This is a genomic window from Novosphingobium sp. 11B, from assembly GCF_054589055.1.
Genome location: NZ_BAAILP010000239.1, coordinates 48,079 through 58,345, shown reverse-complemented (window position 1 = coordinate 58,345; position 10,267 = coordinate 48,079). Strand labels below are relative to the sequence as shown.

The window sequence follows — 10,267 nt, the reverse complement described above, 5'->3', positions numbered from 1 at the left end:
GTCACCATCGATGTCGATGGTGACGGTCGCTCCGGGTTCGCCGGTGCCTGTGATTCCGGTGCCGTCCGCCGCGACACCGAGTTGCGTGGCGCTCTCGGGCGGAGTGAGATCAGGCGCGTTCGTGCCCGCCGCCGGACCGACATTTCCGGCGGCATCGTGGACAGTGACGCTGATCGGCTCCGCATTGACGAGTGCCGGTGCCAGGACAACCGTGAAAGCGCCGTCGGCACCCACGATCGACGTGTAGTTCGCCGTTCCGTCGCCATCGGTATCGACCAGCACCGTAGCTCCGGCCTCCGCGCGCCCCGTGAGGCGGTCTCCGGCTGCCGAAACGACGAGATTGCTCGGTGCGGCCGGCGCGGTCGTGTCGGGAGGTGTCGTCGGCGTATCGTTGCCGCCGCGATTGCCCCCACCGCCGCCTGCCGCGACCGCGATGAGTCCGCCGCCACCGAGCACCGCAAGCGGAACGATCACGCCCGCGCCCAGACCGGCGCCGGACGCCGCTCCGGCGACCATGCCGGCGGCTTCGGTCGCAGGCGGAGCGGCAAATCCGGCAATGACATCCATCGGGACATAGGCAGGCGTGGCAAGGCTGCTGCCGGATAGTTGCGCTACGTCCGCGGCCACGAGGTGATCTTCCTCGACCAGCATCAGTTGCGAGAACCGGGATGGATCGACGTAGAAGTTCGCGATTCTCACGGTTTCGCCGGTTCGCAGGTGCACCAGGAGGTCCGTGCCTTCGCGGCTGAAGCCGGTCACCGCTTCGGGTGCCACGTTCAGGGCGATGCTGCTGCCCGGGGCGACCGAAACCGAACCTTCCACGGCTTGGACAGGGGCGATGCGCACGCCGGACAGGTCGGACGAGATCTTGGCCTCAACGGGCATTGTGCACCTCCCGCGCAGAGCATGCTGGCGCTCCGTACAGGTTAGGGAATAATCACGCGCCGGGATTCGCCAATTGCGTTCCCCTCCGATTTCGAGGGAAATATCCGGGAACCAAATGCTTTAGAGGCTTAGGGAAAAGTTTGGTGCGCTCTCGAGGTCTATAACGGATGCAATTCCTGCAAGGAGCTTGCCGTGCTCGACCAACTCGATCCCATGTACTGCAGGTCCGGCTTGAGGATCGGCTGATGACCAGCCTCCGATCAGCCGTTCGTTATTTTACATAAGATACATTATCAACTTAAAGCGCATTGAAGGACCAGAATGCTTTCTTCTTGAGGCATACGTCAGATTGGAAAATCCGTCTCAAGGAAGTCCATCACTACACGCGCACGCATCGGCATGCGCATGCCGCGAAAGCCGTTGGCGAGCATCACCGGGATGGACGGAATATCCGCATCAGGCATGATCTGCTTCAGGAGGCCACGCTCGAGGTCTTCCTGGACCTGGATGCGCGGCAACAGCCCGATGCCAAGTCCCCCTCGCGTCGCGCGCAGTACTGCCTCGCTGGAATTGGCGCGCAGAAAACCCGACACCTCGAGTTCGCGGCCGTCGATCGACCATGGCGCCGGCCGCGCCGCGTAGCCATATGTCAGGCACTGATGCTGCTTCAGTTCACCGGCCGTCACAGGCACACCATGACGCTCTACATAGTCCGGCGCGGCGACCAGCACGCGCGGAAGCTGCCCTAGCAGCGTGCTTCCGGCGGCGCTTCTCCCGTCTCCCACCCAAAGCCACAGGTCCAGACCACCGTGGTCTGCCGCATCGCGCCAGTCGGCGACGAGCAGTTCGATCATCAAATCGGGATGCTGCGCCGCGATGCTTCCGAGCCGCTGCGCGTAATGGAAGCCGAGCGCCGTCGTTACACCCACGCGCACCAGTCCGCGCGCCGCCACCGCTCCCACGAGGTCCGCTTCGGCCAGCCCTACCTGATCGAGAATCGCCACCGCGTGCTCCAGCAGTCGCTCCCCATCCGCCGTCAGCGCCTGGCTGCGCGTGGTGCGCTGAAACAGGCGCACGCCGAAATGTTGTTCCAGATCACTGATCGCCCGCGCAATCGTGGTATGGCTGAGGTTCTGGCGGCGGCCCAGCGCCGAGAAACTACCCTCTTCGTTCAGGCGCACGAATAGCCGCAAGGATCGGATCAGGTCACTCATCTGAACGTATATAGCACAAGTGGTGTGCATATTTGATATATTGTCTTCACACACGCACGGATCGAATGGGAGCGGCGGCCCCCAGAAGGTCACCGAGATTGAGAGGCATCCCATGACAGATCGTATCGCCCGCGCCGACCTGCGTTCCAAGGTCATGTCCGCAGCCGACGCCGCCGCGCTTATCCATCACGGCCAGACCGTGGGCATGAGCGGCTTCACCGGCTCCGGCTATCCCAAGGCGGTGCCGATGGCGCTGGCCGCGCGGATCGAGGGCGAGCACGTCGCCGGTCGCCCGATGCGGGTGAAGGTCTGGACCGGCGCCTCGACCGGCCCGGAACTCGACGGCGCGCTGGCCAAGGCCGATGGCATCGAACTGCGCCTGCCCTACAACTCCGACCCGATCGCGCGCGAACGGATCAACAAGGGCGAGATGGACTACCTCGACATGCATCTGTCGCAAGTGGCGCCGATGGCGTGGCAGGGGTTCCTTGGCCCCCTCGACGTCGCGGTGGTGGAAGTGACCGCGATCCGGTCCGACGGCTCGCTGGTTCCCTCGTCCTCGGTGGGCAACAACAAGACCTGGCTCGACCGTGCCGACAAGGTGATCCTCGAGGTCAATTCCTGGCAGAACCCGGCGCTGGAGGGGATGCACGACATCTATTACGGCACCGCGCTGCCCCCTGCCCGCGTGCCGATCCCGCTGGTCCGCCCCGACGACCGCATCGGCCAGGCCACGCTGCAGTGCGATCCCGCCAAGATCGTCGCCATCGTCGAGACCGACGCGCCCGACCGCAACCTGCCGTTCACCGCGCCCGATGCCAGCGCCCTGAAGATCGCCGACCACATCATCGAGTTCCTCAGCCATGAGGTGGCGAAGGGCCGCCTGCCCGCATCGCTGCTGCCGCTGCAGTCGGGTGTCGGCAACATCGCCAACGCCGTGCTGACCGGCCTCGTCAATGGCCCGTTCGACGATCTGACGGCCTACACCGAGGTGATCCAGGACGGCATGCTGGACCTCATCGACGCGGGCAAACTACGTGTGGCCTCCGCCACGGCGTTCTCGCTCAGCCCCGAGGCGGCCGAGCGGATCAACGCCGAGATGGAGCGCTACGCCAGCCGGATGATCCTGCGCCCGCAGGAAATCTCCAACCACCCCGAACTGATCCGGCGCCTTGGCTGCATCGCCATGAACGGGCTGATCGAGGCGGACATCTACGGCAACGTCAACTCGACATGCGTGATGGGCAGCCGCATCCAGAACGGCATCGGCGGCTCGGGCGACTTCGCGCGCAATGCCTATGTCTCGATCTTCATGACGCCGTCCACCGCGAAGGGCGGCGCCATTTCGGCGATCGTACCGCAGGCGGCGCATGTCGACCACATCATGCAGGACGTGGCGGTGCTGGTGACCGAGCAGGGCCTTGCCGACATGCGCGGCCTGACCCCGCGCAAGCGCGCCGCGCTGGTGATCGAGAACTGCGCGCACCCGATGTACCGCGACGCGCTGCGCGACTATTACGACCGCGCCTACCACGGCAGCTATGGCCGACACGCGCCGTCGCTGCCGAGCGAGGCGCTGTCGTGGCACCAGCGGTTCATCGATACGGGCACAATGCTTCCGGGGTGAGTGGAACGTATTGAAGTCAAACCATTTCAGTCATCCCCGCGAAGGCGGGGACCCAACTGATGACGGTGCGACATGAAGCGTCAGGAGATGGGTTCCCGCCTTCGCGGGAATGACTGAGGTTATGCAGCACACGAACTTGCCCCGGCATCCCGGTGCATGGAATTCAGCGTGACGACAGCTTTTATCGGTTACCGCGCCTTCAACCATGACCTTGAAGGCTACCCAAAATGACAGTCCCGTCACACTGGACTCTGCCCGACCCCCAACCTATATACCGCCCGGTATGAAATGCTCAGCACCAACTGCGGTGCCCCCAGCCGCCCGGGGCCGTCCCCGCGAATTCGACCCCGACGAGGCTCTTGCAGCCGCGCTTCGGGTGTTCTGGACGCGCGGCTACGAAGGCGCCTCGATGGCGGAGCTGACCGAGGCCATGGGCATCACCAAGCCCAGCCTCTATGCCTGTTTCGGCAACAAGGAAGCGCTCTTCAAGAAGACGCTCGACCTCTACGAGCGCGACAAGCTGGCCTACATGGGCAAGGCGCTCGAAGCGCCGACCGCGCGCGGCGTGGCCGAGCGGCTGCTGACCGGCGCGCTGGCGACTCATTGCGGCGAGAAGGACCCTCACGGCTGCCTCGGCGTGATCAGCACCGTGGCCTGCACGCCTGAGGCGGACTCGATCCGCGCCGACGTGATCAAGCGCCGCGCCTCTTCGGAAGCCGCCGTCATCAAGCGCTTCGAACAGGCTCGCGATGAGGGCGACCTGCCCGACAGCGTCTGCCCCGCCAAGCTCGCGGGCTGCCTCACCACGGTGCTGCAGGGCCTTTCGGTCAAGGCACAGGGCGGCGCCGGGCCGGAAGAGCTGCAGGGTACTGCGGATACGTTCCTGGCGATGTGGCCGGGGCGCTGAACCAACCCAACCCCTCCCGCAAGCGGGAGGGGAGAAGTATAGCGCACCATTTCACCCTCCCGCATGCGGGAGGGTCGCGAGACTTGGCCCGCAGGGCGTAGTCGCAGCGAGGTGGGCCTTCGCACTTGGAAAAAATTCGTTCAACGGGCGTTCAGCCTCTTGAAACCCTCTTCAGAGTCCTAATCTACCGGTCGGTACAGAAACCTGCTTGACGTGACCCGGACCTGAATATATACCGCTTGGTATAGAAACGAACCGCCCGAATCGCCTCCCCCCGGCCTCGGGTATTCCCATCACCGACCGGTCCCGACCGGCCGCCTGACAGCTGCACTCCCTCCCGGGAAGCGGCTCGATGACACACATCCGGCTCGTGCCGACGACTGGACATTCGCGTGTCCGGCGACGGGAGAGCCTTACCCGCACCCTTCCGGCTGCCCCAAGCCGGAAGCCGCTCCGGCGCGCACCCTTCCCCCCTGTCCCGGGGTGCGTGCCGGGGCACACCTGAACTCGCCCTACTTACGCAGGAGCACGGATATGGCCTTCATCGACTTCTCCGATGCAGCGCTGCAGGCGCTGCCCATCTCGCTGGCCCCTTCGGCCAACACCGCCAGCGAGACGCTGACCCTTACCGAGCGGCGCATCCTCGCTCTTGCGCGGACCGACGGGATGCAGTCGCTGAAACCGGCGCGCAAGCGCGGCTGGTTCCTGCGCTTCGTCCTTGGCCCCACGCCGCCTTCGCCCACGCTGGCGAACGAACGCCTCGAAGCGCTGCGCCGTCTGGCCGTGCGCGCCTGGCACCATGGTTACACCCTGCCGGTCTCGGCGCTGAAGGAAGCCCGCGCAGCAGGCTGGTCCGAGGCCAAGATCGGCGCCGTCATCGACACCATCGGGCGCACCCGCGCCCCCTTCCGGAGCATCGCCGCGTGACAGTCGCGACCAAACTCGAAATCCCCTCCGAATACGCTTCCGGCGAACAGACCACCGAGCAGCGCACCGGATCGCGCCGTGCCCAGATCGCCATAGGCGCGCTGGCGCTCGTCGCGGTCGCCGGGCTTGGCTGGAAGTTCATCGGCGGTACGGAACCCGCCGCCGCCCTGCCCCCGCCCGCGCTGGTGCAGGTGGCCCATCCGCTGGTGAAGGACGTCACCGAGTGGGACGACTATGTCGGCCGCTTCGCCCCCAGCAAGACGGTCGAAGTGCGTCCGCGCGTCTCGGGCGCCATTACCCAGGTGCTGTTCCGGGACGGTGACTACGTGCAGGCCGGACAGGCGCTGTTCGTGGTCGATCCGCGCCCTTACGCCGCCTCGCTCGCCGAAGCGCGGGCGGATGCGGCTTCGGCCAGCGCCACCCTCGCCCTCGCCCGTTCGGACTATGCCCGCGTGGCCGGCCTGACCGGGGACGAGGCGATGGCCGCCAGCGAAGTCGACAACTTGCGCTCGCGCGTCCGCGCTGCCGAGGCCGCTCTTGCGGCGGCTCAGGCGCGGGTGCGGTCGCGCAGCCTCGATGTGGAATTCGCGACCGTGCGCGCGCCGATCTCGGGCCGCGTGTCGGATCGCCGGGTGGACGCGGGCAACCTCGTCTCGGGCGATGCCGGGGCGAACGCCACGCTGCTGACCACGATCAACGCCGTCAGCCCGATCTACTTCACCTTCGACGCTTCTGAATCGCTGTTCCTCAAGGCGCAGCGCGACAAGGCCAAGGGCGCCACTTCCGACGTGGAGGTTCGCCTGCAGGACGAGGCGGCCTATCGCTGGAAGGGCAAGCTGGACTTCACCGACAACGGGCTGAACCCCAGTTCGGGGACGATCCGCATCCGCGCCAGCCTCGACAACAAGGACGGTTTCCTGACGCCTGGCATGTTCGGCAACATGCGCCTCGCCAATGGCGGAACCGTCAAGGCGACGCTGGTTCCCGACGCCGCCGTGCGTTCGGACCAGACCCGCAAGGTGGTGATGGTCGTCGGCAAGGACGGCACCGTCGCCGCCAAGCCGGTCGAGGTCGGGCCGCTGGTGGACGACCTGCGCGTGATCCGCTCCGGGCTGGATGCGGGCGATTCGGTGATCGTCTCGAACTACCAAGCGGCGATCCCGGGCACCAAGGTGACTACCAAGGTGGGCCGGATCGAGCGCGGCAAGGTCGAAAGCGCTCCGGCGCCGGCCGAGCCGGCGGCGGCGCAGGCGACGTTCAACTGATGACTGCACAGTAACAGACCCGTCATTCCCGCGAAGGCGGGAACCCATCTCCTGCCGGTGCCTGTCGAACGGGCATCAGATGGGTCCCCGCCTTCGCGGGGATGACGGGAGTTTTTGCGCGGAACCCATGCGTCCCCAGCAAAGGGCGCCGGGGCTCCGCTTACCCGACTTTCGCGCCAACCGGCGCGCCCGGCTTCCCAAGTTGCAGGCACACCGCCCGCAGCCCGGACTGACGCGCGCCCATCAGGGGCACTCCCAATGCGACTTTCCCGCTTCTTCATCGACCGTCCGATCTTCGCGGGCGTCGTCGCGGTGATCATCACCATCGTCGGCGCCATCGCGTTCATCGGCCTGCCGGTGAGCCAGTACCCGGACATCGTTCCGCCCACCGTCACGGTCAACGCGCAGTATCCCGGCGCCTCGGCCGAGACCGTCGCCGACACCGTCGCCGCTCCGATCGAGCAGGAGATCAACGGCGTCGACAACATGCTCTACATGGATTCGCAGTCGACCGGCGACGGCAAGGTGACGATCACCGTCACCTTCAAGATCGGCACCGACCTCGATGCCGCGCAGGTGCTGGTGCAGAACCGCGTCGCCATCGCCGAACCGCGCCTTCCCGACGCGGTGCGCTCGATGGGCGTGGTCACCAAGAAGGCCAGCCCGGACTTCCTGATGGTGGTCAACCTGCAGTCGCCGGACGGCACCTACGACCGCGACTACATCTCCAACTATGCGCTCACGCAAGTGAAGGACCGCCTCGCCCGTCTCGACGGCGTCGGCGACGTCCAGACCTTCGGCGCGCGCGATTACGGCATGCGCATCTGGATCGATCCGGGCCGCGCCGCGCAGCTCAACCTGACGGCAGGCGAGATCGTCGCCGCCCTGCGCGCGCAGAACGTGCAGATTTCGGCGGGTGCCATCGGTGCGCCCCCGTTCGACAAGGGCAACGCCTACCAAATCGGCGTCGAGGCACAGGGCCGCCTGACCGAGCCGCAGCAGTTCGCCGACATCATCGTGCGCACCGATGCGGACGGCCATCAGGTCCGCGTGCGCGACGTCGCCCGCGTGGAACTGGGCGCGCAGGACTACACCACCAACACCTACCTTTCGGGCAATCCCACCGTCGTCATGGCGGTGATGCAGCGCCCCGGCTCCAACGCGCTCGAAACCGCCAAGCTGGTGCGTTCCGAGATGGACGCCATGCAGGCCAAGTTCCCCAAGGGGCTTGAATACTCGGTGATCTACAACCCCACCGAGTTCATCGGCCAGTCGATCGACGCGGTGTACCACACGCTGTTCGAGGCGGTGATCCTCGTCGTCCTCGTCATCCTCGTGTTCCTGCAGAACTGGCGCGCGGCGATCATTCCGATCCTCGCGATCCCGGTCTCGCTGGTCGGCACCGCGATCATGCTGATGGCGGTGGGCTATTCGCTCAACAACCTCTCGCTGTTCGGCCTCGTACTCGCCATCGGCATCGTCGTCGACGACGCGATCGTCGTGGTCGAGAACGTGGAGCGCTACATCGAGGAGGGCCTGACCCCGCTCGAAGCCGCCCGCCGCTCGATGGACGAAGTGTCCGGCGCGCTGGTTGCGATCGTGCTGGTGCTCTGCGCGGTGTTCGTACCGACGCTGTTCATCACAGGCATCTCGGGCCAGTTCTACAAGCAGTTCGCGGTGACGATCTCGACCGCCACGGTCATCTCGCTGGTGCTCTCGCTGACGCTTTCGCCCGCGATGGCTGCGCTGCTGCTCAAGCACAAGGAGCGGGTCGGACCCGCAGCCCCTCGCTGGCGCCGCGCGCTCCAGTCGGGCGCGGACACGTTCAACCACGGCTTCGACCGCATGAGCGCCAGCTACGCCCGCCTCACCCTGCGTCTGGTCAAGGCCCCGACGCGCATGATGGCGACGTATGCCGCCCTCATCGCCGGAACCGTGGGCCTGTTCTGGGCGACGCCGACCGGCTTCATCCCGCAGCAGGACCAGGGCTACTTCCTTGCCGCCGCGTTCCTGCCCTCGGGCTCCTCGCTGGAGCGCACGGATGAAGTGACCAAGGACATCGCCAAGCGTCTCCTGCCGATCAAGGGCATTCGCGGCGCGGTGATGTTCGCCGGCTTCCACGGCCCCTCGCGCACCGCATCGCCGGATTCGGCCGCGATCTACTTCCCGTTCAAGAGTTTCGAGGAGCGCAAGGAACTGGGCGTCACCGGCGCGCAGATCATGGCGCAGGCGCAGGAAGCGCTGAAGGGCTACGACAAGGCCATGGTCCTCGTCATTCCGCCGCCGACCATCAACGGCATCGTCCCCCCGGGCGGCTACCGCATGATCGTGGAGGACAACGAAGGTCGCGGCTACGGCGAGCTTGCCAAGGCGGCGGGCGGCGTGATCGGCAAGGCCAACCAGCAGAAGGACTTGAGCCAGGTCTACACCCTGTTCAACCAGGACACCCCGCGCGTCTTCACCGACATTGACCGCCGCAAGGCCGACATGCTCGGCATCCCGCCCGAGCGCGTGTTCGAGACGCTGCAGGTCTACCTCGGCTCGGCTTACGTGAACGACTTCAACCTGCTCGGCCGCACCTTCCGCGTCACCGCGCAGGCGGATCAGGGCAGCCGCGGCTCGATCGCCGACCTTGCCAACCTGAAGACTCGCTCGAACTCCGGCGCGATGGTGCCGATCGGTTCGGTCGCCACCTTCCAGGACAAGACCGGCCCCTACCGCGTGGTGCGCTACAACCTGCACCCCGCCGTGGAAGTCGACGGCAGCGTGGCGCCGGGCTTCTCGACCGGACAGGCCCTCTCCACCATGGAGAAGGTCGCGAACGAGACGCTCCCCTCGGGCTACAGCTTCGAGTGGACGGGCATCGCCTACCAGCAGGTGACGGCGGGCAACACGGCGGCGATCGTCTTCGGCATGGCCGTGGTCTTCGTCTTCCTCGTGCTGGCCGCGCAGTATGAAAGCCTGACCCTGCCGCTGGCGATCGTGCTGATCGTACCGATGTGCCTCTTCGCGGCCATGGCGGGCGTGAACCTGCGGGGCATGGACAACAACATCCTCACGCAGATCGGCCTCGTCGTGCTGATCGCGCTGGCGGCCAAGAACGCGATCCTCGTGGTCGAATTCGCCAAGCAGGCCGAGGAGGAACAGGGCATGGGCATCGTCGAGGCGGCCGTCTACGCCGCGCAGACCCGCCTGCGTCCGATCCTGATGACCAGCTTCGCGTTCATCCTGGGCGCAGTCCCGCTGGTGATCGCGCAAGGCGCCGGCGCGGAACTGCGGCAGGCGCTGGGCACGGCGGTGTTCTTCGGCATGACCGGCGTCACCGGCTTCGGGCTGCTGTTCACGCCCACGTTCTACGTGGTGTGCCGGGGTCTGGCGGAGAAGCTGCGCCGCCGTCCGCGCCCGCACCATGCGGACCTCCACGCGGTTCCGGCTGAGTAAC

At 66.4% G+C, this 10,267-nt stretch carries 7 protein-coding genes; 5 read left to right on the top strand and 2 right to left on the bottom strand.

Going from position 1 to position 10,267, the window contains the following annotated elements; genetic code table 11:
• Both ACYPYD_RS21295 and ACYPYD_RS21290 read right to left on the bottom strand, forming a co-directional pair.
• A partial coding sequence (locus tag ACYPYD_RS21295) for an Ig-like domain-containing protein (protein WP_459665344.1) occupies window positions 1–885 on the bottom strand: 885 nt, incomplete at its 3' end.
• Between the two features lie 344 nt (window positions 886–1,229).
• Window positions 1,230–2,099, bottom strand: a complete 870-nt coding sequence (locus tag ACYPYD_RS21290) for a LysR family transcriptional regulator (protein ID WP_459665411.1) — start codon at window positions 2,097–2,099, stop codon at window positions 1,230–1,232.
• A gap of 112 nt (window positions 2,100–2,211) precedes the next feature.
• Here ACYPYD_RS21290 and ACYPYD_RS21285 point away from each other — a divergent pair, with 112 nt between their 5' ends.
• The 5 genes from ACYPYD_RS21285 (at window position 2,212) to ACYPYD_RS21265 (ending at window position 10,266) form a co-directional block, all read left to right on the top strand.
• Window positions 2,212–3,726, top strand: a complete 1,515-nt coding sequence (locus tag ACYPYD_RS21285) for an acetyl-CoA hydrolase/transferase family protein (protein ID WP_459665343.1) — start codon at window positions 2,212–2,214, stop codon at window positions 3,724–3,726.
• A 283-nt stretch (window positions 3,727–4,009) separates the two neighbouring features.
• Complete coding sequence (locus tag ACYPYD_RS21280) at window positions 4,010–4,633, top strand: TetR/AcrR family transcriptional regulator (protein ID WP_036525008.1); 624 nt, start codon at window positions 4,010–4,012, stop codon at window positions 4,631–4,633.
• Window positions 4,634–5,167: 534 nt separating this feature from the next.
• The gene (locus tag ACYPYD_RS21275; RefSeq protein WP_008832406.1) at window positions 5,168–5,560 is read left to right on the top strand and encodes a hypothetical protein; all 393 of its coding nucleotides are present in this window, start codon (window positions 5,168–5,170) and stop codon (window positions 5,558–5,560) included.
• Window positions 5,557–6,825 (top strand): efflux RND transporter periplasmic adaptor subunit, encoded by a 1,269-nt coding sequence (locus ACYPYD_RS21270; RefSeq protein WP_008832407.1) that lies wholly within the window; start codon window positions 5,557–5,559, stop codon window positions 6,823–6,825. The genes ACYPYD_RS21275 and ACYPYD_RS21270 overlap by 4 nt, the downstream gene beginning before the upstream one ends.
• 258 nt (window positions 6,826–7,083) lie before the next feature.
• Complete coding sequence (locus ACYPYD_RS21265) at window positions 7,084–10,266, top strand: efflux RND transporter permease subunit (protein WP_459665341.1); 3,183 nt, start codon at window positions 7,084–7,086, stop codon at window positions 10,264–10,266.
• The last annotated feature ends 1 nt before the right edge of the window (window position 10,267 follow it).